The sequence below is a fragment of the Rahnella sp. BCC 1045 genome (assembly GCF_019049615.1).
Lineage (GTDB): Bacteria > Pseudomonadota > Gammaproteobacteria > Enterobacterales > Enterobacteriaceae > Rahnella > Rahnella contaminans.
Genome location: NZ_JAFMOZ010000145.1, coordinates 17,506 through 40,136, shown reverse-complemented (window position 1 = coordinate 40,136; position 22,631 = coordinate 17,506). Strand labels below are relative to the sequence as shown.

15 protein-coding genes and 1 riboswitch are annotated in these 22,631 nt (G+C 53.1%); of the genes, 6 read left to right on the top strand and 9 right to left on the bottom strand.

Annotation, left to right across the window (positions count from 1 at the left end):
* Positions 1–6: 6 nt before the first annotated feature.
* Entirely contained in the window at positions 7–3,261 is a 3,255-nt protein-coding gene (locus J1782_RS25425) for a DUF5107 domain-containing protein (protein WP_217154209.1), read from the bottom strand.
* A gap of 109 nt (positions 3,262–3,370) precedes the next feature.
* On the opposite strand from J1782_RS25425, the gene J1782_RS25420 reads away from it, so the two are divergent.
* Both J1782_RS25420 and zur read left to right on the top strand, forming a co-directional pair.
* Positions 3,371–4,567 carry an ROK family transcriptional regulator gene (locus tag J1782_RS25420; protein ID WP_208950209.1) on the top strand — a complete coding sequence of 399 codons (1,197 nt, stop codon included), beginning with the start codon at positions 3,371–3,373 and terminating at the stop codon, positions 4,565–4,567.
* A gap of 99 nt (positions 4,568–4,666) precedes the next feature.
* Positions 4,667–5,176, top strand: coding sequence for a zinc uptake transcriptional repressor Zur (zur, locus tag J1782_RS25415; RefSeq protein WP_152327434.1), 510 nt, complete (start codon positions 4,667–4,669; stop codon positions 5,174–5,176).
* Between the two features lie 208 nt (positions 5,177–5,384).
* Here the strand turns inward: zur and J1782_RS25410 are convergent, their stop codons facing one another.
* From J1782_RS25410 to J1782_RS25400, 3 genes are all read right to left on the bottom strand, one after another.
* Positions 5,385–5,594, bottom strand: coding sequence for a CsbD family protein (locus J1782_RS25410; RefSeq protein ID WP_101074856.1), 210 nt, complete (start codon positions 5,592–5,594; stop codon positions 5,385–5,387).
* Between the two features lie 389 nt (positions 5,595–5,983).
* A complete protein-coding gene (gene lexA / locus J1782_RS25405) occupies positions 5,984–6,592 on the bottom strand; it encodes a transcriptional repressor LexA (RefSeq protein WP_047605531.1) in 609 nt (202 codons plus the stop codon).
* Between the two features lie 119 nt (positions 6,593–6,711).
* The gene (locus J1782_RS25400; RefSeq protein ID WP_152327435.1) at positions 6,712–7,080 is read right to left on the bottom strand and encodes a diacylglycerol kinase; all 369 of its coding nucleotides are present in this window, start codon (positions 7,078–7,080) and stop codon (positions 6,712–6,714) included.
* A gap of 127 nt (positions 7,081–7,207) precedes the next feature.
* On the opposite strand from J1782_RS25400, the gene plsB reads away from it, so the two are divergent.
* Complete coding sequence (plsB, locus tag J1782_RS25395) at positions 7,208–9,691, top strand: glycerol-3-phosphate 1-O-acyltransferase PlsB (RefSeq protein WP_152327436.1); 2,484 nt, start codon at positions 7,208–7,210, stop codon at positions 9,689–9,691.
* A gap of 86 nt (positions 9,692–9,777) precedes the next feature.
* Here plsB and ubiA read toward each other — a convergent pair whose 3' ends face one another.
* The 4 genes from ubiA to pgi form a co-directional block, all read right to left on the bottom strand.
* Positions 9,778–10,644, bottom strand: a complete 867-nt coding sequence (ubiA, locus tag J1782_RS25390) for a 4-hydroxybenzoate octaprenyltransferase (RefSeq protein ID WP_193333198.1) — start codon at positions 10,642–10,644, stop codon at positions 9,778–9,780.
* Positions 10,645–10,685: 41 nt separating this feature from the next.
* Positions 10,686–11,225, bottom strand: a complete 540-nt coding sequence (ubiC, locus tag J1782_RS25385; RefSeq protein ID WP_165061223.1) for a chorismate lyase — start codon at positions 11,223–11,225, stop codon at positions 10,686–10,688.
* An 89-nt stretch (positions 11,226–11,314) separates the two neighbouring features.
* Positions 11,315–11,722 carry a phosphate-starvation-inducible protein PsiE gene (psiE, locus tag J1782_RS25380; RefSeq protein WP_095924316.1) on the bottom strand — a complete coding sequence of 136 codons (408 nt, stop codon included), beginning with the start codon at positions 11,720–11,722 and terminating at the stop codon, positions 11,315–11,317.
* A 250-nt stretch (positions 11,723–11,972) separates the two neighbouring features.
* Positions 11,973–13,619 (bottom strand): glucose-6-phosphate isomerase, encoded by a 1,647-nt coding sequence (gene pgi / locus J1782_RS25375; RefSeq protein ID WP_208950210.1) that lies wholly within the window; start codon positions 13,617–13,619, stop codon positions 11,973–11,975.
* A gap of 228 nt (positions 13,620–13,847) precedes the next feature.
* Positions 13,848–14,036, top strand: a riboswitch (Lysine riboswitch).
* A 109-nt stretch (positions 14,037–14,145) separates the two neighbouring features.
* On the opposite strand from pgi, the gene lysC reads away from it, so the two are divergent.
* On the top strand, positions 14,146–15,534 hold the full coding sequence (gene lysC / locus J1782_RS25370; RefSeq protein ID WP_217154208.1) for a lysine-sensitive aspartokinase 3: 1,389 nt from the start codon (positions 14,146–14,148) through the stop codon (positions 15,532–15,534).
* Between the two features lie 93 nt (positions 15,535–15,627).
* On the top strand, positions 15,628–16,545 hold the full coding sequence (gene panS, locus J1782_RS25365) for a ketopantoate/pantoate/pantothenate transporter PanS (RefSeq protein WP_152327441.1): 918 nt from the start codon (positions 15,628–15,630) through the stop codon (positions 16,543–16,545).
* 63 nt (positions 16,546–16,608) lie between these two features.
* Here the strand turns inward: panS and J1782_RS25360 are convergent, their stop codons facing one another.
* Complete coding sequence (locus J1782_RS25360; RefSeq protein WP_152327442.1) at positions 16,609–18,261, bottom strand: Na/Pi cotransporter family protein; 1,653 nt, start codon at positions 18,259–18,261, stop codon at positions 16,609–16,611.
* A gap of 467 nt (positions 18,262–18,728) precedes the next feature.
* Here J1782_RS25360 and J1782_RS25355 point away from each other — a divergent pair, with 467 nt between their 5' ends.
* Entirely contained in the window at positions 18,729–22,628 is a 3,900-nt protein-coding gene (locus J1782_RS25355) for a S6 family peptidase (protein WP_217154207.1), read from the top strand.
* The last annotated feature ends 3 nt before the right edge of the window (positions 22,629–22,631 follow it).

The following is a 22,631-nucleotide window of genomic DNA, read 5'->3' as shown; positions in this document are numbered from 1 at the left end:
CTCCGGTTAACAGTCAGGCAGTTGCGAGAAGAGATGCGCTTTCGTACAGGACGGATCCAGCGCAAAAATCTGTTGCAGCACATCATCGGAACCGTCGTCGTTCAGCCCGCGCAGCGCCAGCGCTTTCACCAGCAAACAGTGGATGCGATGGTCTTTCTGACGGTCGCCGGTCAGCACCACCAAATCCGGCAATGACACAGCAAAGAAGTCGTCGGTGACCGGCTGTATTTCCGCACTGGCGGCCCATTCCAGCATCTGCGTGAAGACCTGACGACTCTGCGCCGGATCGTTAAGTTTGCGCAGCGCCATTCCCTGATAGAACAGATAATCGACCGGCTGATCGTTGTAATAGCGCCGCTCGCCCATGCCTTTATCACCGGCCGCCGCGCGCTCAAACCACGCCTGCGCCTGCTTATGCTGCTGTAGTTTTTGCGCGCAGACGCCCAGCCAGAAACAGATGTCATTGTCGGTCTGCCCGACCAGCCGCCCTTCGCTGAGGTTATGCGGATATTCCAGCGCCGACAGCAGCAAAGCCTGCGCTGCAACTGCGTTTCCGGCATTCAGCGCTTCAAAGGCCAGCAGCTGTTTATTTATCAGATATTGCCCGGTGATCCGCCCTTCGCCACCTTCCCACGGATGGAACTGCCGGTCGGCCAGAAGCGCTTTCGCGGGCTGTAACTGACCGCTGAGGTTATACAGGCCGAGCAATTCGGCGGTCAGATCGTCACGTTGTGTCGCCACCGGCAGTAACTTCTCCAGCCGCGCGAGACGGATTTGCGGCGGGATACCGGCCAGCCGGTTCAGCAAATCAGATTCAAATAACAAACGCGCATCCTGCGGCTGTAACCGACAGGCTTCTTCAAGACAGCGGCGCGCTTCGGCGGCATCGTGCTGGTGGTTCCACGCATAAATTCCCAGCCCGCGCCATGCATCGGCGAAGTCTGGTTCAAGCGTCTGACAGCGCTGCCAGCAGGTCACGGCGGCAGAGGTATTGCCTTTGCTGTAATGGAAAGAGGCCAGAAGATGCAGGGCAAAGGCGTCATCGGGGAATGCATCCAGCAGGCGAACTTCCGCCAGCCATTGCGGGAAACGAACCCTGTCCGGGAAAACGCGCCGCGCTGCCTGACACAAGGCTTCGCGCCCTTCGTCCTCAAGGCTCGCACGCAAATACAGCGGCAGTGTTTCCTGACTGTCGAGCACGCGCAGGGCTTCCCGCGCCAGCAAATCCTGCCCGCACTCCTTGAGTTGCATGGCGATATTCATGGCATTTTCACCACGACGCCCGGTAACACGGTGCAGCTCAGTCGCAGCGCCGGTGTCCGGCGCAAGGTGATAGCGTAAAAAATGCAAAAGGTAGTGAAGCGGATATTGCTGCAAATGTGTGTCGATAAACGGACGCGCATCCTGCCCGCTGAGGCACAGCAACAGAGCTTTCAGGCCAATCAGCCCGTAATGATTAGCCTGCGTCGCCAGCCCCTGCTCACAGAAATTCAGCGCCTGCGTGAACTGCTGGCGGCGGGTCGCAATCTGCGCCAGCCCGAAGTACCCGCCCGGTTTGGCGTTACCGCTCCATATGGCACGGTAATAACCGTCAAACGCGGCATCAAAATCGTCGGTTTGCGCCAGCGCACTGGCGCGGATCAGGCTCGCCAGGCCGCATTGCGGATTCTTATTTAGCCGGTGCGCACGGCTCAGTGCGGCATCCGCCAGAGTGACAGCCTGAGAAAAATTCGCCCGGTTGTATTCCAGCGTCGCCAGCGCCAGATTGCAGCGATAATTCAGCGGATCGAGCGCCACGCCGCGCCGGTAGTAGTTCTCTGCGCCCTGACTGGCGTGGTTATACTGCTCAAGATGCTGGCCGATAAACCAGGCTTCATCGGCAGAAGTAACCTCCGCCGCAGGCAACGGCGCGGTTGCCGGCGAGGGCAGCGGCATTTCTTCGGCCTGATGCTCCTGATAGGTCAGCAATTCAGCACCCTGTTTATCCAGCAAACGTAACCGCAGGCGCGCCGGGAATTCGCCGCGCAGCTCGCTCTGAATCACTTCGCCCGGTTGCAGGTTTATCGCGTCTTCGAGCAGAAGTTCGCTGTCCTTCTCACCGGCGATTTCCAGTCGTGCGGCCTGCAACGGACTGACGGCGTACACGCCCCACTTGAGTGTATCTCCGTGACGTTCAAGCTTAACTACTGCCTGCTCAGAAGCATTCTGCACTGTACCTAACCCGCTGTAAGGCAGGAAGTTTTGCACAAAACATTTCTCTTCATATGCATCCAGCCAGGTGAAGTCCGGCTGATTATCGGTGAAGACGCCGGTCATCAGTTCGATGTACGGCCCGTTGTTATCAGTGAGATTTCTGTCCCACGCACGGCCAAAATCGCAGTTCCCCCACGTCCACTGTTTTTTGCCCGGCGAAACATGATGGTCGGCGATGTGCAGTAATCCGCCCTGCTGATCGTGGTCATACGCGCCGACAAAGTCGTAGTCAGATTTATCCGCCATGTATGAAGTCGGCACCGGGATGTTTTTGTAGCGCGAGATATCGGTGCCTGCCGAGTAATCCACTTTGTAGTAAGTGCCGGTGGCTATCGGGAATGACGAGACGTCGCGTTTGCCGTGATCGAAAACCGCGGTGACGTCCGGCGGGAATACACTCTGATGACCGTCGCCGCCGGTGACCGCGGGGTTCGCCCACCACAGGAAATGGCGCGGCGTTGGATTGCCGTTGTAAATTTTCGCGCTGATTTCCAGCAACGCTTTGTCCGGATACACCGTGAAACCGGTCATCACCTGCAAACCGCGCATCGGCTCAACTTCACCCATCCAGACCGTTTTCGCGCCGTTTTCCTGCTCGGCAATCGTGAAGTCTACCGGCATAAAAGTGGTCGGGCGGTGATGTTGCGGCCAGTTAAATTCAATGCCGCCGGAAATCCACGGCCCGAGCAAGCCGACCAGTGCCGGTTTCACGACTTCGTTGTAATAGACAAAATCACGCTGTTTTACTTTGTCCCAGGCGCGATGTACACGCCCGCCAAGCTCGGGTAACAGCATGATTTTGATATAATCATTTTCCAGATACAGCGCCTGATAGGTTTTCATGACTTTCTCACCGGTCAGCGTATCGGTCACGCCGTACGGATAGACCGCGCCGGACGAGCCCTGATACACCCGGTGCGCCAGAAACATCGGGTGCGTGTCCTGTTTCCCTGTTAACCAGGTCGGTAAATCCACCGCTTCCTGCCAGACTTTTACTGTTCCGCTCATGATTTGTCCTCAATACGTCATACCTAAATATCAATTTCGAGAGTCTACGCAACGTACAAAAGACGCGGATCCGCTACGGTCACGCAATTCAGTAAACGGGGTTTAGTAAATGCCGATGGAAGGATTGAACAATCTGCGGGTACGTCAGTTTAATAAGCAGGTGCTGATGACGTTGCTTTACCGGGAGAAAAATACCAGTAAATCAACGCTGTCGCGGCTTTCACATCTGTCGATTCCGGCTATCAGCAAGATCCTTGATGATCTGCAAAACGACGGACTGATCACCCATAATCCGGTGAATTTGCATTCCCGCGGGCTTGGCGGCGGAAGTTATCAGGTCGCCACGGATGACAGCACGATCTTGTGCATGAACATCACGCCTTATCGCATCGAGAGCATTCTGGTGAACCGGCTGATTTTGCCGCTGAGCGGCTACCAGCTGACGGATATTGCGGTCAAAACGCCGGAAGCGATGCTGGCGCAGATCGAAGCCTGTTTTCATCAGTATCGGAAGAAATTCCCCGGCCTCAAAATCCGGCTGGCGCTGGCGATCCACGGGCAGGTGAATCCGACTACCGGCGTGTCTCAGCGCATGCCGCAGGCACCGTGGACCGGCGAAATCGAGATTAAATATTTGCTCGAAGAGAAGCTGCAAACCGAAATCCTGATGGATAACGACTGCATCATGCTGGCGCTGGCCGAGAAGTGGCAGCACGCGAACGACCAGCATGATTTTTGCGTGATCAACGTCGATTACGGCATCGGATCTTCTTTCGTGATCAATCAGCAGATTTATCGCGGCAGCCTTTTTGGCAGCGGGCAACTCGGGCACACGATTGTCGATCCGCAGGGCAGCCGCTGCGCCTGTGGTCGCTATGGTTGCCTGGAAACGCTGGCTTCGCTGTCGGCGCTGAAGAAAAAAGCCCGGCAGCTTATCGTGACAGAGAATCCTTTGCAGCCACCACGCACACCGGGCACGCAGGAGCTGATTGACCGGTTTCATCAGGGCGACGCGGCACTTTGCGCGCAGGTGATGGAGGGTGCGCGGGCGCTGGGACTGAGCCTGTATAATTTCCTCAATATTTTGAACATTAACCGTATTTATCTGTACGGTCGCAGTTGCGGATTCGGCGACGTCTGGCTGAACGCCGTCCGCGCACAGAGCGGGCTGAACCCGTTTGACAGAACCGATCATGTCAAAACGCAGGCGACACACATTGCGCCCGGCACGCTAAGCCGCGAGCAGCAAATTATGGGCATTGGTTACCTGTATGTGGAAAAAGCGCTGGAAGGTATGGCGGGCTGAGCGGCGCATAATTCGTCGATCTGGCTGAAGCATGATAAAATTAAGAATGGCTGCATGATGTGGCCTATTTATCCCAATCTGCGCTCAGAGAATGTTGCTATGACCCTGAATAATCCGGAAAAATTACTTTCACAAGCTGAAGAACTTTGCCAGCAGCGCAATGTTCGTCTTACACCGCAGCGGCTGGAAGTTTTGCGACTGATGGCGCAACAACCCGGTGCGATCAGCGCCTATGACTTGCTGGATCTGCTGCGCGTCAGCGAACCACAGGCCAAACCGCCAACGGTTTACCGGGCGCTGGATTTTCTGCTGGAACAAGGGTTTATTCATCGGGTTGAATCGGCTAACAGCTATGTGCTTTGCCATCATTTCGAAGAGCCGAGCCACACTTCCGCGCTATTTATCTGTGACCGCTGCGGGCTGGTCACGGAAAAAACCACAGACGGCATTGAAGAACGTCTGGCGAAACTGGCACTTGAATCTGGTTTTGAGTTGCGTCATTCGGTCGTTGAAGCGCATGGCTTATGTGCCGAATGCAAAGTTGTTGAAACCTGCGACAGCCACGATCATTGCGAACACGACCACAGCATTGTGGTAAAAAAACGCTGAGAAATCAGGTGTTTTTGATGGAATTTCAAAAGGCGTAAAGCGGAAGGGTTTTAACGCAGCTGAACGGATAATTTAAGGTGTAGAAGGAAGATGTAGAAGGAAGATGTTGAAGGTTGGGTACATCCTTGTACCCGTATCCTGAAAGTGTTCCGGGTAGGAGCAGCAATAACTCAGGATACGTCACTGATACGCGAGGGGGAGTCGCGTGTTACCAGTGATATTTGTTTTTCGATTCCCAATCCTTGAGCTCTTTCTCGGCCTGATCCTTCTGATAGCCATATCGCTCCTGAATCTTACCTACCAGCTGATCACGTTTACCTTCAACGACTGTCAGGTCGTCATCAGTCAGCTTACCCCACTGTTCTTTCACTTTCCCTTTGAACTGCTTCCAGTTACCGTCGGCTTGGTCCTTATTCATGATAAATATCTCCTGTTACCTTGGGTTGTGGAGCTGCACGTTTGCTGGCAGCCCGTCCTTAACACTTCAAAGCTTAGTAGAGAATGCGGATTCGTCTTCCCAAAACAGGGATAAAAACCACTATTAGGATTAATCCAAAGCAGGATATAACGTGGAATTGGAATCTGTCTGACTGAAAAAGGCCTGTAATTCAGAGCACAGAGAGTGCAAATCCGGCATTTGATCTAAACAGGCAACGCAGCGGATAACACATGAGAAAAAGGATTTTATCGGGAAAGTTTATAAGCAGCTTCAAACAATATCGCCCCAAAACGGGGCGATGAGATACTGATATTTACAGGCGCGTCAGAGGCGGCCAATGCACCTGCAACGTAGAACTTAAGCGCAGATTAGATCCAGTCGCCGTTGCGGATAACGCCAACCGCCAGACCTTCAATGCTGAAATTCTGTTCACGCAAATCAACCACAATCGGCTGGAATTCGCTGTTTTCAGGCAACAGCTGAACAACACTGCCCTGTTTCTTCAGGCGTTTGACCGTGACTTCATCATCAATACGCGCAACGACAACCTGCCCGTTACGGACGTCCTGCGTTTTGTGTACTGCCAGTAGGTCACCATCCAGAATACCGATATCACGCATCGACATCCCGCTGACGCGCAGCAGGAAATCCGCACTCGGTTTAAACATGGCCGGATCGACCTGGTAATGTCCTTCGATGTGCTGCTGAGCCAGCAGCGGTTCACCGGCGGCAACGCGGCCAATCAGCGGTAAACCTTCTTCTTCTTCCATCAGCAGACGAATACCGCGCGAAGCACCGGAAACGATCTCGATAACGCCTTTACGCGCCAGCGCTTTCAGGTGTTCTTCCGCCGCGTTCGGGGAACGGAACCCCAGACGGGATGCAATCTCTGCGCGGGTCGGTGGCATACCGGTGGTGGAGATATGATCGCGAATAAGGTCGTAGACCTCTTGTTGTCTGGTCGTTAAAGCTTTCATTCCGCCCCCTGGTTGTTTATACAGTCTTGCTGTGAGTATATACAGCTAAACGGGCAATGAAAACCTAAGATTGAATAAAAACAGGGCATAACGACAATTCCTGGAATACAGGTTCCAGATCAGAACCATCGCGGCCAAAAGATGCTGACCCAGACAAAAATCGCCAATATGATGGTCAGAAGTACGGCGGCGGAGCCAATATCTTTCGCACGTCCAGACAGGACGTGAAACTCAGGCCCGATGCGGTCAATCGCGGATTCAATGGCGCTGTTAAGCAGTTCAGTCACACACACCAGCACGACGGAGCCAATCAGCAGGATACGTTCTATACTGCTGACATCCAGCCAGAAAGATAACAAAATTAGCGGGATAGCGACGCTGGCTTCCTGGCGAAAAGCCGCTTCATTTTGCCATGCGGCTTTCAATCCTTTCCAGGAATATCCGGCTGCTTTATAAATTCGGGTAAATCCGGTGACTTGGTTCGCCATTTCGGGTACTGATCCTTTGAGTGTTTGCAGCATTTTAGCTGTTATATGGTATCGCATCACCACAGATCTCATCTGAGCTTTCTGGTATCCTTGCGGCGAAATTGCTAACAAGAGGCTTCACGTTTTTATGTCAGGTTGGCGTAGACTTTATTACACATTATTGAATTTACCACTCTCATTGCTGGTAAAGAGCAAGGTCATACCTTCAGATCCGGTTACCGAGTTGCATTTAGACCCGACGCGCCCGATTTTGTACGTATTGCCTTATAACTCCAAAGCAGACTTGCTGACGTTGCGTGCGCAATGTCTGGCCGAGAATCTGCCCGACCCTCTTATTCCGCTGGAAATCGACGGAACCCTGCTGCCAAGCCATGTTTTCATTGCTGAAGGCCCGCGCGTATTCTCTTATTACACGCCGAAGCAGGAATCCGTAAAGCTGTTCCACGACTATCTGGATTTGCATCGCAACAATCCGGATTTAGACATTCAGATGCTGCCAGTTTCCGTGATGTTTGGTCGTGCGCCGGGCCGGGAAGGTCAGGATGATACGCCGCATCTGCGCGTGCTGAATGGCATCCAGAAATTCTTCGCCGTGCTGTGGCTCGGACGTGACAGTTTTGTTCGTTTCTCTAATACCGTTTCCCTGCGCTATATGGCGACGGAACACGGTACAGACAAAACTATCGCTCAGAAACTGGCACGCGTGGCGCGCATGCATTTCTCCCGCCAGCGTCTGGCGGCAGTCGGCCCGCGCCTTCCAGCTCGTCAGGATTTATTCAATAAGCTGCTGGCTTCCAAGGCCATCGAAAAAGCGATTGAAGACGAAGCCCGCAGCAAGAAAATTTCCCATGAAAAAGCCCAGCAGAATGCTATCGCGCTGATGGAAGAAATCGCGGCGAATTTCTCTTATGAGGCCGTGCGTCTGTCGGACCGTGTGCTGAGCTGGACGTGGAACCGCTTATATAAAGGCATCAACGTCAACAATGCTGAGCGTGTCCGTCAGCTGGCGCTGGATGGTCAGGAAATTGTGTATGTGCCCTGCCACCGCAGTCATATGGACTACCTGCTGTTGTCTTACGTGCTCTATCACCAGGGGCTGGTGCCGCCGCATATCGCTGCCGGTATCAACCTGAATTTCTGGCCAGCCGGTCCGATTTTCCGCCGTCTTGGCGCGTTCTTCATTCGTCGTACCTTTAAAGGCAACAAACTCTATTCCACCGTTTTCCGTGAATATCTGGGCGAGTTGTTCAGCCGTGGTTATTCGGTCGAATACTTTGTCGAAGGGGGTCGTTCACGCACCGGACGCCTGCTTGAACCCAAAACCGGTACGCTGGCGATGACCATTCAGGCCATGCTGCGCGGCGGTTCACGTCCGATTACGTTAGTGCCGATTTACATCGGTTATGAGCACGTGATGGAAGTGGGGACCTACGCGAAAGAATTGCGCGGTGCGACCAAAGAAAAAGAAAGCCTGACCCAGATGCTCAATGGTCTACGCAAACTGCGCAACCTTGGCCAGGGTTATGTCAATTTCGGTGAGCCGCTGCATCTGACCACGTACCTGAACCAGAATGTGCCGACCTGGCGTGAAGCAATCGATCCTATCGAAGCGCAACGTCCAAGCTGGCTGACGCCAACGGTGCAGGATCTGGCAGAGCAGATCATGGTGCGTATCAACAACTCAGCGGCAGCCAATGCCATGAACCTGTGTTGTACCGCGCTGCTGGCATCACGACAGCGCTCACTGACCCGCGAACAGCTGATCGAACAAATCGACTGCTATCTGCAATTGCTGCGTAACGTACCTTATAACGCGGATTCGACCGTGCCTGATCTGAGCGCCGATCAGCTGCTCGATCACGCGCTGAACATGAACAAGTTCCAGGTCGAGAAAGACAATATCGGCGACATCATCGTTCTGCCGCGCGAACAAGCGGTGCTGATGACGTATTACCGCAACAACATCCACCATATGCTGGTTCTGCCGTCGCTGATTTCAAGTATCGTGATGCACCACCGCCATGTGAGTCGTGCTGAATTGCTGCGTCAGGTAGAGCTGATTTACCCGATGCTCAAAGCTGAACTGTTTATGTATTTCGATAAGTCGGAGCTGCCGCAGGTGCTGGATGTCCTGACGCTGGAACTGGCTCGTCAGCAAATCATTCATCTGGAAGACGACGAACTGACGCTTAACCCGGCGCGTATCCGCACGTTGCAACTGCTGGCCGCAGGTGTGCGTGAAACGCTGCAACGCTACGCGATCACCTTCTCCCTGCTCACCAATAATCCAAGTATCAACCGTGGTGCGCTGGAAAAAGAGAGCCGGATTATGGCGCAGCGTTTGTCCGTACTTCACGGTATCAATGCGCCAGAATTCTTCGACAAAGCGGTGTTCTCGACGCTCGTCGGCACGTTACGCGCTGAGGGCTATATCAGTGACAGCGGTGATGCGATTCAGGAGCAAACGCGAGAGATTTACATCATGCTCAGCGATTTGATGACGCCGGATATCAAGCTCACCATTGAAAGCGCAGGTATGCCTTCGGAACTGCCGCAACCGACAGAACCTCCGGCTGAGCCTAAAATGGACGTGCGCGATACCGATCACTGATTGACGTTAAAATCATTGCGGTAACGCCATAAAGCAAAACGCCCGGGCTTATAAAAAGACCGGGCGTTTTTTATTGCCTGAAAGGCTCAGAAGCTGAAAGCAGATAAACTCATCAGAATGCCAAGGAACAGCACCAGTCCGACATAGTTGTTCTGGCGAAAAGCCAGGAAACAGGCGTCACGCTCGCGTTTAGCAATCAGCTTTTGCTGATGCACAAACAGCGCAGCGGCCAGCAGCAGCGACCAGTAGAACGGCGCGCCAAGCTGGGAAAGATGGCCGACAATGCCCATCAGTATTAACGTCGCCAGTTGCAGCAGGCCGATAATCAGCGTGTCAAAACGACCGAACAGAATCGCTGTCGATTTCACACCGATTTTCAAATCATCATCGCGGTCAACCATGGCGTATTGCGTGTCGTACGCCACCGTCCAGCAGATATTAGCGGCAAACATCAGCCAGCAGCTGAGCGGTACGCTTTCGCTCACCGCCGCATACGCCATCGGAATGGCCCAGCCAAATGCCGCGCCCAAAACCACCTGAGGCAAATGGCTGACCCGCTTCATAAACGGATAAATCCATGCCAGCGCCAGCCCGGCAAGAGACAGCAAAATCGTCATGCGGTTAAGCAGCAGAACCAGCAGGAACGAAACCAGCACCAGCCCGGCAAAAAGCATTTTCGCCTGCTTACCGGAAATCGCACCGCTTGGCAGCGGACGGTTCGCGGTACGTTTGACATGACCGTCAAATTTACGGTCGGCGTAGTCATTCACCACGCACCCGGCAGCGCGCATAAAAAACACGCCCAGCACGAAAACCAGCAAAATTTTTGCCGAAGGCATTCCGCCACCGGCCACCCAGAGCGCCCATAATGTGGGCCACAGCAGCAACAGCGAGCCGATCGGTTTATCAATACGCATCAGGCGGCAGTAATCACGCCATGTGCCCTGAGTCATACTTCCTGACACTCTCTGCTCTCCTTGTTGATTAGTCTGGCTCATGCCTTACTCACTTTGCCCTCGGGGCGATGTACCGGCGAGTCTGGCAGGAAAATTTCAGTCAGAAGCAGGGGTTTATCTGACAAACGCAGGCGGGAACGACGTGCCCATAAGTCACCATTTTCACTCTGCAATTGCCCTAAATGAATGTAATCGCGGGTCAGGTTATTGCCGCTGAAAAGATAGCGTCCAAGCGGGACGGTGCCTAAATCAACCAGCGCCAGATCCGGTCCGGTCAGCGTTTCTTCAGGGATGACCGTGCGGCCCAGCAGCCAGGGTTCGGCATCGCCAAACAACACAATTTCGCGGATCCAGTAACGGGCACTTTCAGGTAACTGCTGCGCTTCACTTTCACCCAGTTCCCCCCGGCTGACAAAACATTCGTTTTGTGGCTTTACGGTGACGGTAACACCCTGCTTTTCAAACCGGCGGGTCATGGATCCCATTTCCATCAGCCAGTCGGCAACATCCGCAGGGACCTGCGAAGGGTCGTCAAACCAGTGGATTGGGGATTGTTCAGAGGAATGGGAATCAGACATCAACGGCTCCGTAATGAAGGTATTCATACCTCCAATGAATTATCTGCCCCGCATTCTAGCGCATGAATGCGGGGCAGTAATGGCCTGTTTTATTCGCGACGCAGACGTTCGCCGTTTGCCAGGAACAGCGTTACGACCAGCACGAGGATCGCACAGGCGTAAACCAGCGTGTCATAAGGACTTTTATGGTCGACGATAATCAGGCGGATAATTGCGGTGATACCGATATAAATAAAATAGCGCAGCGGAAAGTGATAACCCGAGGAAAAGTATTTGATAATCAGCGCAATAAACTCGAAATAGAGGAAGTAAATCACAATCCCCTCTATCAGGAGATACGACGAAGACTGGTCATTATTAACGAACAATACCATCGCCAGATGATAGGTTTCGCGCCCGATAAAAATCATCAGGATCGCGGCCAGTCCCAATAAGAAAACGTTCAAGATTCGCTGCATAATGACGGATATCATCATTGCGCGTTTTGATCCTGCCATGTGATCTACATCCCACTTTTGTTATGAATACCCGCAGAATACCACAGAGTCTGTGCCGGAAAAGCGGCATTAAAAAGGGCCAGCCCGTTGAGGCTAACCCTTTTATTTAGAAATATTTCGACCTGTCCCTCTAAATCATTGGGGCTGGATCAAGGCGGCAAGGGAACGAAGCCCCGGGAGCTTACATAAGTAAGTGACCGGGGTGAGTTCACGCAGCCAACGCTGAAACAACCTGAAGGATGACGGGGGATTAGCGCCAGTTCTTGAAGCGGTTAATCAGGCCATTGGTCGAGCTGTCGTGGCCGGTCACATCTTCGCTGCCTTCCAGTTCAGGAAGAATACGGTTCGCCAGTTGTTTACCCAGTTCCACACCCCATTGGTCGAAGGTGTAGATGTTCAGGATTGCACCCTGAGTAAAGATTTTGTGCTCATACATCGCAATCAACGCACCCAGGCTGTAAGGCGTGATTTCACGCAGCAGGATAGAGTTGGTCGGACGGTTGCCTTCGAACACTTTGAACGGCGCAACGTGTTTAACGTCTTCCGGTTTTTTACCCTGATCGGCGAATTCTTTCTCGACGACGTCCAGAGATTTACCGAATGCCAGCGCTTCCGTCTGTGCAAAGAAGTTAGACAACAATTTCGCGTGGTGATCGCTTAGCGGATTATGGCTGATAGCTGGCGCGATGAAGTCACAAGGGATGATTTTGGTGCCCTGGTGAATCAGCTGATAGAACGCGTGCTGGCCGTTGGTACCCGGCTCGCCCCAGATGATCGGGCCAGTCTGGTAATCCACTGGATTGCCGTTACGGTCAACGAACTTACCGTTTGATTCCATGTTGCCTTGCTGGAAGTAAGCAGCAAAGCGGTGCATGTACTGGTCGTATGGCAGGATAGCTTCAGTTTCGGTGCCGAAGAAATCGTTGTACCAGATGCCGATCAGCGCCAGCAGAACCGGCAGGTTTTTCTCTGCCGGAGTATTGGCGAAGTGTTTATCCATCGCGTGAGCGCCGCTCAGCAGTTGTTCGAAGTTATCAAAACCAACGGACAGGGCGATAGACAGACCGATTGCGGACCACAGTGAATAACGGCCGCCGACCCAGTCCCAGAACTCGAACATGTTGTCGGTGTCGATACCAAATTCACTCACCGCTTTACCGTTGGTCGATAGTGCCGCGAAGTGTTTCGCTACATGCTTATCGTCGCCCGCGGTTTTCAGGAACCAGTCACGCGCGCTGTGGGCGTTGGTCATAGTTTCCTGAGTGGTGAAGGTTTTTGATGCCACCAGGAACAGCGTGGTTTCCGGTGACAAATCTTTCAGCGTTTCGGCGATGTGCGTGCCATCCACGTTGGAGACGAAATGCATATTCAGGTGGTTTTTGTACGGACGCAGTGCCTCAGTCACCATGAACGGGCCAAGGTCTGAACCGCCGATACCAATGTTTACTACATCAGTGATGGCTTTGCCGGTATAACCCTTCCACTCGCCGCCGATAACGCGTTCGGTGAAACCTTTGATTTTCGCCAGAACCGCGTTGACTTCCGGCATCACATCTTTGCCGTCCACGACGATTGGCGTGTTGCTGCGGTTACGCAGGGCAACGTGCAGCACCGCGCGGTCTTCAGTACGGTTGATCTTCTCGCCAGAGAACATCGATTTGATGGCGCCCTGAAGGTCAGTTTCTTTGGCCAGCGCCTGCAGTTTGTCCAGCGTCTCTGTCGTGATACGGTTTTTAGAGAAGTCGACCAGCATCTGGTCTTCAAACGTGGCAGAGAATTTGGAGAAACGATCACCATCTTCAGCAAACAGATGGCTAATCTGCACATCTTTCATCTTGTCGAAATGCTGCTGCAGGGCTTGCCAGGCAGCGGTCTGAGTTGGATTGATATTTTTCATAGCAATGCTCTTAGGCTGAGAATAAATATGAGGTAACTGTCCCGATTGTATCCTGAAGTTCCCGAGATGAGATGCCTTTTCTTGCGATAGGTCAGATCTGCTAAATCACAATGACAGAGAACAATATTAGATGACAATCGTTCAAAATGTGGCGTTAGCGGCCTGTTGCCGTTGACAGAAAGGCGAGAACCCGTTATTCCTAAGCACCTAACTCGCGCGCGTGTCGCGTGAGCCAGAAGAGGCGCGTCGCCCAGGAAGTGTATCGGAGGAACCGAAATCCTGCGAGGGTACATCAGGGGGAGCGACGCCGAGGTCTGAAGCCTTCGGCAGGCATAAGATCGGCTACAGGGGCTGAATCCCCTGGGTTGTCACCGGGCATCCGTGAGGATGTCGACAAGGTGGAGCGCTTCTGGGTGTATCGTAGCATTTCTACGTCTGCCCCCTTCCCGCTCTCCCCTTGTGCCAATTCTTAGAGTTTATGGAATAGATGGCCGTCTGGTATGACGACCCTGACACGAGGTTTTACATGAATTACGCAGCAACCCGCAACGCCAACCCGCAGCCTCTGGGCAACGTTATCGTCGCCAAATTCGGCGGTACCAGCGTAGCGGATTTCGACGCCATGAATCGCAGCGCAGATATCGTTCTGTCGCGCCCTGAAGTGCGTCTGGTTGTTCTCTCCGCCTCTGCGGGCGTCACCAATTTATTAGTCGAACTGGCCGAAGGCAAAGAAGCTGAGCGCCGGGCGTTCCTGCTTGATGAAATTCGCCGTATCCAGAATGCCATTATCGACCGTCTGGACAATCCGACGGTGATCCGCGAAGAGCTGGGCCGCATGCTGGAAAACATCGCTATGCTGTCCGAAGCCGCCAGCCTCGCGACATCAACGGCGCTGACCGACGAACTGGTCAGCCACGGCGAGCTGATGTCTACCCTTCTGTTTGTTGAAATCATCCGCCAGCGCAACGTGCCGGTGGAATGGTTCGACGTGCGTAAAATCATGCGCACCAACGATCGTTTTGGTCGTGCAGAACCGGACACAAAGACACTGAGCGAGTTAACCGTTTCACAGCTGCAACCGCGCCTGCAGGACGCGCTGGTGATCACGCAGGGCTTTATCGGCTCTGAAGGCAAAGGCCGCACGACCACGCTGGGCCGTGGCGGCAGCGATTACACGGCGGCGTTGCTGGGTGAAGCGCTCAGCGCTGTTCGTGTGGATATCTGGACCGATGTACCGGGGATTTACACCACCGATCCGCGGCTGGTTCCGGCAGCAAAACGCATTGATCGTATCGCTTTCGAAGAAGCCGCTGAAATGGCGACCTTTGGCGCGAAAGTTCTGCACCCGGCCACATTACTGCCTGCGGTACGCCGCGGTATTCCGGTGTTTGTCGGCTCGAGCAAAGACCCGTCGGGCGGCGGCACGTTAGTGTGCGATACCACAGACAGTCCGCCGCTGTTCCGCGCAATTGCCCTGCGCCGCCGGCAAACGCTGGTCACGCTGCACAGCCTGAGCATGTTGCATTCACGCGGTTTCCTCGCCGAAGTGTTTGGCATTCTGGCACGTCACAGCATTTCCGTGGATCTTATCACCACGTCAGAAGTCAGCGTGGCGCTGACGCTGGATACCACCGGCTCCACCTCTTCCGATGCCAGCCTGCTGACCACTTCGCTGCTGACAGAATTATCCTCACTGTGCCGCGTGGAAGTGGAAGAAAATCTGGCGCTGGTCGCTATTATCGGCAACAAGCTGTCGCAGGCCTGTGGCGTTGGCAAAGAAGTGTTTGGCGTGCTGGATCCGTTCAACATCCGCATGATTTGCTACGGCGCAAGCAGCTACAACCTGTGCTTCCTGGTGCCGGGCAATGATGCCGATCAGGTCGTAAAAACACTACACCGCAACCTATTCGAATAACGACGGGCGCGGTATCTGAAAAGACCGGGCCATGTGCCCGGTCTTTTTTTGTCTGTACCTTTTGCAAAACAACAAAGACAAGGATCATCCTCAATGTTAGCCAAAATAACCCGCCTGTTCCCGCTGTGGGCTGTGCTGTTATCCGTCGCGGCCTATTATTCGCCCGGCACGTTCACCCCGATTGGCCCGCATGTTTCCACCCTGCTGATGCTGATTATGTTCGCGATGGGCGTTACCCTCGAATTCGGTGATTTCAAACGCGTGTTGTCGCGTCCGGGCCCGGTCGCCGCCGCTACTTTTTTGCACTATCTGGTGATGCCGCTGGCCGCCTGGGTGCTGGCGAAACTGTTCCATATGCCACCTGATTTGTCCGCCGGGATGATTTTAGTCGGCAGCGTCGCCAGCGGCACTGCCTCTAACGTGATGATTTACCTCGCCAAAGGTGACGTTGCGCTGTCCGTGACGATTTCTGCCGTCTCTACACTGGTCGGTGTTTTCGCCACACCGTTGCTGACACGTCTGTACGTTGATACGCATATCAAAGTGGATGTGGAAGGTATGCTGCTGAGCATTTTGCAGATCGTGGTTATCCCGATTTTAGCGGGTCTGATTATTCATCATCTGTTCACCAAAACCGTGAAACGCATCGAGCCGCTGCTGCCGCTGTTTTCCATGGTATGTATCGTGGCGATAATTAGCGCCGTAGTGGCGGGCAGTCAGGGCTTTATCGGTTCCGTCGGCCTGATCGTGATTGTGGCGGTGATTCTGCACAACGGCATTGGCCTGCTGAGCGGTTACTGGGGCGGGAAGCTGTTCGGGTTTGACGAAACCACCTGCCGCACGCTGGCGATGGAAGTCGGGATGCAAAACTCAGGCTTAGCGGCGACGCTGGGGAAAATCTATTTCACCCCGCTGGCTGCACTGCCGGGCGCACTGTTCTCAGTCTGGCACAATCTTTCCGGCTCGTTGCTGGCCGGTTACTGGTCGGGTAAACCGGTTAAAAAAGACTGATAAGCCAAAAAAACCGGGCGCATCGTTCGCGTCCGGTTCATTGTTTACACCCGATCCCAAAACTCATACCCGCTTCATATCATCGTTATTTTCACGCTGTTCATCTTCCTGCTCATCCTGATCCAGCACGTTATACGCCACCGCACAGAACAACGAGTTAAGACGTTTCATATCGCCCAGCAACCCAAGGTGCAGCGAACTGGTTTCGATACTTTGCACGTTATGCTGATGCAGGCGATCGACGTGGGCGTGCGCATAGCGCCGGTCAAGAATACGGAAACGGTGTTTGGAGCGGCGCAGACGACGTGCGCTGGTCAGGTCGTTCGACAGGAAAACCCCCAGACTCAGACGCAGGTTGTCGAGCAATTTCTCATGCAATGCTTCCAGCTCCACCAGCCCTTCCGGTGAAAATGCGCGGCGTGTGGCGTGAGATTTGGCGGTGATATCGCCGGTCATGCGCTCGATAATGTCACCGGCCTGTTCCAGATTCAGCGCCATTTCGATGATTTCCGCCCAGCGGCGTGAATCGTCTTCGCCCAGCCCTTCTTTGTTGATTTGCGCCAGATACAGTTTGATGGCGGTATACAGCACATCGACATCGTCATCGAGACGCCGTACCTCGCGATCCTGCGCCAGTTTTCCGTGCATTACTTCCCGGTTGAGGATCAGCATATGTTCCACTACATCGCCCATACGCAGGGTTTCGCGGGCGGCATTGGCCAGCGCCAGCGTCGGGGTATCAATCGCGCTGACGTCCAGATGGCGCGGACGCAAACGTGGATCGTCTTCCGGCACATCAGCAATCATCAGCTGACAAATCTTCGCCATCGGCGCGGTCAGCGGCACCATCGCCAGACAACGGATCAGGTTGTAGAACATGTGAAAATAAATGACCAGTTCTTCATCCGGTATGCCCAGACGCGCCAGTTGCACGGAAAGCGGCCCGACAAACGGCAGCACAATCACTAAACCAATGAGTTTGAACAGCGTGCTGCCCAGCGCCACACGGCGACCGGCTGCATTCATTTTACTGGCGTTGATCATCGCCAGCAGCCCGCTGCCAAGGTTTGCGCCAATCACCAGACACAACGACACTTTCAGCGAGATAACGCCGGTCGCCGCAAGCGTTGCCGTCAGTAACACCGCCGCCAGGCTGGAATAACTGATGATGGCAAACACTGCGCCGGTCAGCGCATCCAGCAGCACATCGCCGGTCAGAGAAGAGAATAAAACCTTCACGCCCGACGCCTGCATGATTGGCGTTGCCGCGCCAACAATCAGTTCCAGCGCCAGTAAAATCAGGCCAAGCCCGATACAGACGCGCCCCATCTGCCCGGCGCGGGTTTGTTTACGGCTGAGGAAAAAGGCCACGCCGACGAAAATCAGCAGCGGAGAAAGCCAGGAGAGATCGAAAGTCAGAATACGCGCCATCACGGCGGTCCCGACATCCGCGCCGAGAATAATCACCAGCGCCGGTGCCAGGGCAACCAGCCCCTGCGACACAAACGACGTTACCAGCAGTGCCGTCGCATTACTGCTTTGCACCAGTGCGGTCACGCCAATACCGGCGACAAACGCCAGCGGCTTTTTCTCCACGCTGTTACTCAGAACACGGCGCAGATTGGCGCCAAAAACGCGCATGATGCCGGTACGCACGATGTGCGTCCCCCATACGAGCAAAGAAATAGCAGACAAAAGATGCAAAAGGGTTAACACGAACGAGAAACTCCTGTTATTTCCGGTACCCACCGGTTTGTGTTGGATTCCGATGAATCAGAATATTTGAGCTTTCCTGCTTAACCTGACTCATCATCTGCCACATCTAACTGTAGACTACGCACATTATTGAGGTAAACAAGTCCGTCATACCAAAGCAGATGTTTAGCGTTTTCCCTGTTTTATTATTTAAATCATCAAACTATAGAGACATGAATAACAATTTTCAAAATCCTGTTTGATTAGAAAATTTATTCCCTCTAGACTGCCTGCAAGAAAACACCACTCCTCTTTTTTTCATAAAATAAAAAAACTAAACAATTAACACGAACACCTAATTCATTAGCATCAAATTCACCTTAAATTCATTTAATGGGCTATTTACAACGTCAACTAATTAACTAACCCTATCAAAGAAAAATAAACATACTTAAAACGGATGGATTTATTTTCAAGGAAGTAAATATATGAAAGTTAAATTATTGAGCGGAGTGATATCACTTTGCATATTCAATGCCAGTGCCGGTGTAATGAACGAGAACATTGATGTACAGGACTATCGCGACTTCGCGGAAAACCTGGGAAAATATCAGCCTGGCGCCAATAACGTGCAGGTATTTAACCTTGATGGAACCCCTGCGGGGATCCTTCCCTTCTCTCTGCCGGACTTTGCCAGCGCAAGTACTGCGGGCTATGCGACTGTTATCGGGGCTAACTATGTCACCAGCGTGACTCACCTTGGCTGGTTCGAAAATGCCACTTTCGGGACTAACGCTAAATACAGTACACAATATGAGGTCATAAATTATAATAATGACCCGAATGCAGATTTTAATGTCGACCGCTTAAATAAAGTCATTACTGAAGTCGCTCCTGTTGAAATAGTCAAACCCTCTGATGTTTACGAGAATAAAAATAATGGCAGGTATGTATACTTCACGCGAGTAGGGGCCGGGTATCAATATCAGATTGATGCGGCAGGCCAGACATTGAATCAGTTAACAAAATATTCTTATATGTGGAAGAGTGCCGGAACATTAAATCCGCAAACGATATCTCAGAATCAAATTTACTGGATTAATAATAATACGGCCTCGCCTCTGGATATTGCCGCCAACCAGGGAGACAGCGGAAGCCCGATACTGGTCTACGACAATGTTGATAAAAAGTGGAAGATGTATGGTGTAACAACATCGGGTACCGGCGTTGAAAACCGTGCGCCGCACACACTTGGTACTTACGGGCTGGGTTTACCCACCGATTTTATAAGCAGCATTGTCAACAATTATACCGATCCAGATGTCATTGATATCGCAGCACAAGGGGATATTCACTGGACCGGCACGGGGGCTTCTGGCGACATTATTCAGGGCAACTCTGGCTGGCAATGGCATGGTATCGACACCCGTCTTCCCGGCCAGTTTATTCTCACCCCGGAAGATATCATGGCAGGAAATATAGGCACGGATGTGCGGAACCCTCAGCTTGATGCTTCTAAGGATCTGCGTTTCAACGGTGATGGCGGATTAATTGTCCTGGATGCGACAATTAATCAGGGCGCAGGTAAATTACAGTTTTCCAACAACTATCGGGTTATCTCCGCCGACGGTCAAAATAATACCTGGATGGGTGGCGGTATTGAGATTGATGCCAGTAAGAGAGTTGACTGGGAAGTTAACGGAGTGGCGGGAGACAGCCTGCATAAAATTGGTGCCGGTACACTTTACGTCAACGCCTTTGGCGATAATCCGGGGGAATTAAATATCGGGGATGGCACGGCTGTTTTGGCTCAGCAGGACGACGGGGCGGGCCACCATCGCGCTTTTTCCTCAGTGACCCTTGTCAGTGGCAGACCCACCGTGCAATTGCAGGGAGATGACCAGATTGACCCCGCCCATATTTATTTCGGTTACCGCGGGGGGAAACTGGATCTCAATGGCTATGACATGCGCTTCACGACGATTAATCACAGTGATTCTGGCGCGACCATCATCAATGCTAATCCCGATGACAGTTCCACGCTGACATTGGCAAACACGAAATCTGAAACCTTTATCGGACGCCTGGGCACACCTGATACCGCGCAGGGGCTCAACGTTATATTAGCGTCCGCCAAAAGCACCGATAACTATTCCCTGACCGGCGGCGGCTGGCTTAATAATATGACCGTCAGCAACGGTACGCTTTCACTGGGCGGAAGGATGACACCACATGCGGGTGGCGCGACTTTCAGCAACGACTGGATTGATGAAACTTTCCAGATAAGCACGTTAAACCTTAATGAAGGCGGTCTGCTTCAGCTCACTGAACATGGAACACTTGATAGTGACATCACTCTCGGAGACCGTTCGACTCTGCAAATGCACAGCCGCAGCAAACTGGAAGGTCATGTGCTCCTGGGCGACGAGGCCATACTTTCGGTGAAAGCCGGCGATGCCAGTGATAAAAGTACATCGGGCACGGCGGATGTCACTATTGCGGCTACGCTGGAAGGCGCCGGCAGTCTGAGCAAAGACGGCCGGGCAAATCTTTACATGTACGGTGACAATACCTTTACCGGCGGCACCACGGTTAAAAACGGCGCGCTTGTTCTCGAGGGTTCGCTGGCTTCCACGCTGACCATGGAAAACGGAACCACATTTGCCGGTAACGCCAATATCGCCGATCTGGTTGTGAAAGATGACGTTATCATCGCCCCTTATTATGCTGACAGCGGCCCTTCGGGCTATTCCGCCGCTCCGGTTAGTGCATCCACAATACACATCAATGGTAATCTGACCACCGGCTCCAGCGACGTTGTCGAGCTACGGGCGCAACTGACTTCGGGCGCATTGCAATATGACCGCTTGCTGATCAATGGCGATGTGATTTCAGATGACAAACCCATTCTGGTTTCAGTGACGCCATCCGGAGAGGGTATTTTTACCGACAGTAACAACAACGGCAGTGCAGATAACCAGGAAGGTATTTCGCTGATCCAGGTCGGCGGCAATGCGGGCAAAAGTTCTTTTGCACTGGCGGGAGAATACGTCGCGCGCGGTGCGTATGCCTATACGCTGTATGCTTTTGCTCCGGGTCGCAGCGCCGCTGATGAGCGTGCAGTGACCGGTTCGGGAGGGCAATACTGGGACTACCGCTTGCAAAACCGAATGCTCAGTGAAAATGAGAACACCTCACCCACGACGGATCCTATTCCGGAACCTGATGACGGCGGCGATGTAACTCCCGTGCCGGAACCTGATGACGGCGGCGATGTGACTCCCGTACCGGAACCTGATGACGGCGGCGATGTGACTCCCGTACCGGAACCTGATGACGGCGGCGATGTGACTCCCGTACCGGAACCTGATGACGGCGGCAATATAACGCCGGAACCGGAACCGGAACATCACAGCGATTCTCAATACAGCCGGGCAGCGGTAACTCCGCAGGTGCCCTCTTATCTTTCCCTGCCTTCCGCATTATTCAGCTACAGCAGCCGCCTGAACAGCAGTTTTCAAAATCAGGTTTCGCTTCTCGACGATAAGAAAATGAATATTTTCTTCCAGTACCTCAATGGAGAAGATACTTACCATTCGTCGCTCAGCTTTAAAGATTACGGCTACGACTATAAACAGAAACAAGAAGGCTGGCTGTTTGGCGGTAAGGTCTTGCAACTGCAGTCTGACAGTCAGTCTTTTGATGTAAGCCTTGGGCTTTCCCGGGCGGATCTGGATATCACTCCTGATGCGGCAGACGGAGACAGCAAAACGCACTACACCACATGGGGGCTTTCTGGCTTGTCGGTTTACAAACAGAAAAACGGGCTTCTGGCGGAATTCGGGCTGAATGCGGCGAAATACAACGGCGAGGTTTCCACCGATTTACGCGGGGGTGATGTCGCAGATATCAATGCCAAATCGTTTGGCGCCACGCTGGATGTGGGCTATCAGTTCACATTGGGTCAGCATCAGTTGACGCCGGTTATCGGTGCCGGAGTGCAATATCTGAAGGTTGATAACTTTACCGATATCGATGACGCAAAGGTTAAATACGATAACATGACGAGGCCGCTGGGCAGTATCGGATTGCGTTATCGATACGACTGGGACAGCCTGTATACCGGGAAATGGGCGGTGGTCGCCAGCACGCGATTGATTAAAGATTTCAGCCACCATTCTGACGTTCATATCGGCGACCTCCACAGTAACGATGTCAGTCGTTTTTCAACCGATGTGACAGGCAGCGCGGCGCAGTTGAATATTGGCGTGGTCAATACGCTCATCCCGAATGTGTCACTGAGTGTGGGCGGGGAATACCAGAAAAGGCTGGAAGAGGAAGGGATTGATTACTGGCAAATCGTCACGGGCGTCAGAATAAGTTTCTGAAAA